Annotated in this window: 2 protein-coding genes; both read left to right on the top strand. The window is 71.4% G+C overall.

Annotated elements, in window-relative coordinates; genetic code table 11:
• The first annotated feature begins 157 nt into the window (after positions 1-157).
• Positions 158-925 carry an SDR family NAD(P)-dependent oxidoreductase gene (locus tag WH07_RS35730; protein ID WP_046509429.1) on the top strand — a complete coding sequence of 256 codons (768 nt, stop codon included), beginning with the start codon at positions 158-160 and terminating at the stop codon, positions 923-925.
• Positions 926-1158: 233 nt separating this feature from the next.
• The coding region (locus WH07_RS35725) for a class I adenylate-forming enzyme family protein (RefSeq protein ID WP_046509427.1) at positions 1159-1912 on the top strand (754 nt) is incomplete at its 3' end.

The following is a 1912-nucleotide window of genomic DNA, read 5'->3' as shown; positions in this document are numbered from 1 at the left end:
ACCCGGCACCAGGGTAGCCGATCCGGGAGGGGCGGTGGGGTGGGGTGGGGCCGGGGCTCTGAAGCCGAAGTCCTGCGTCCTGGAAGCGATGAGTTTCCGTCTGGGGCGGAGTCATCGCTTCGGAACAGGTACGTCACCCACAAGGAGGAGAGCCGGCATGCTGCTCAAGGACAAGACCGCCGTCATCTATGGCGGCAGCGGTGCCATCGGCAGTGTCGTGGCCCGGACCTTCGTACGTGAAGGTGCCCGGGTTTTCATCGCTGCCAGAACGCCCGCGCCGTTGGAGCGGGTCGCGTCCGAGATCGGTGCTGAGATCGGTGCCGAGAGCGGTGTCATCGAGTCCGCCGTCGTGGACGCGCTCGACGAAGCGGCCGTGGACGCGCACGCGGACGATGTGGCCGCGCGGGCCGGGGGGATCGACATCTCGTTCAATCTGATCTCCCACAACGATGTGCAGGGCACCCCGCTCGCCGAGATGTCGTTCGCGGACTTCCACCAGCCCGTCGAGACCGCCCTGCGCACCAACTTCCTGACCGCGCGCGCCGCGGCGCGTCATATGATCCCGCGGCGGTCGGGCGTGATCCTCATGTTCGGGGGTTACGGCGATCCGCATCCCGACTACAGCCTGGGCGGGCTGCAGGTCGCGTTCCAGGCCGTCGAGGCGCTGCGCAGGCAGCTCGCCGCCGAGCTGGGGCAGTACGGAATCCGCGCGCTCACCCTCCAGACCGCGGGCATCGTGGACACGATCCCCGAGGACATGGAGGGCGGCCAGGCCATTGTCGAGGACACCGTCCGGCGCACCCTGCTGAAGCGCGCCGCCACGCGGGAGGACGTCGCGAATGTGGCCGCCTTCGCCGCCTCCGACCGTGCCCGGTCGATGACCGCGACCGCGCTCAACATCACCTGCGGTACGGAAGTCGGCTGAGGGGCCGAGGCCGGTCGAAGCCGGCCGGGGAGAGCAAGATCGCTGGTTGACGGGTCCGGCGGCATCCGCATAGCGTCGCCGCCGACCTCCCGGTCCGGCCCTCGCCCGGACACCCCCAGCGACCGCCGACCGCCGGCCGCCTGACCGCCGGCCGACCGACCACCGCCCGCCCGGGCGACGACCGCCGGGCGACCGCCGAGCGTTCGCCGACCGACCGCCAAGAAAGGTGCCGCGTGCCCGAGCAGCCGGAGCAGCAGCCCGAGGAGTCGGGCATCCTCACCGCGCCGGGTGCGCCCTTCGCCGTCGTACCGGACGAGAACGGTTCGCCGATGTACGCCGACGGGCCCCGCACCCTGCGCGAGTTCGTCGAGGCGACCTGGGCCTACGGCGACTGCCCGTTCCTGGTGGCGGAGGGCGGGACGTACACGTACAGCCGGTTCTTCGCCGCCGCCACCGCGCTCGCCAACCATCTCCACGACTCGTACGGGCTGCGCCCCGGCGACCGCGCCGTCATCGCCATGCGCAATCACTCGGAGTGGCAGATCGCCTTCTGGGCGGCCCAGTTGGCCGGGCTGGTCGCCGTACCGCTCAATGCCTGGTGGACCGAGGACGAGTTCGGCCACGCCCTGGACGACTGCGCGCCGCGCGTACTGCTCGTGGACGGTGAGCGGCTGCCGCGCGTCGCGCGCTGGGCAGAGCGGCGCGACGGGGTACGGACGGTCGTCTTCCACCATGAAGTCGGCGGGCCCGGGGAGGCAATCGAACCGTACGAACGAATCGAACGAATCGAACGAATTGAACGGTACGAGGATCTCCCCGCCCCCGATCCCGCCGCCGCCCCGCCCGACGTCGAGGTACGGGCCGAGGACGACGCCACCATCATCTACACCTCGGGCACGACCGGCCGTCCCAAGGGCGCCGTCGCCACCCAGCTCGCGCAGGCCGGCGCGGCCATGAACCCGCGCTTCCCAGCCGCCGCCTCCGCCC

This window comes from Streptomyces odonnellii, assembly GCF_000981895.1.
Classification (GTDB): Bacteria; Actinomycetota; Actinomycetes; order Streptomycetales; family Streptomycetaceae; genus Streptomyces; species Streptomyces odonnellii.
The sequence above is the reverse complement of the archived record's forward strand: the minus strand, read 5'-3'. Positions and strand labels throughout refer to the sequence as shown.

What these genes read in the sequence shown, in the direction of transcription:
- WH07_RS35730 (WP_046509429.1), top strand. Translation starts at nt 158, where the DNA reads ATGCTGCTCAAGGACAAGACCGCCGTCATCTATGGCGGCAGCGGTGCC.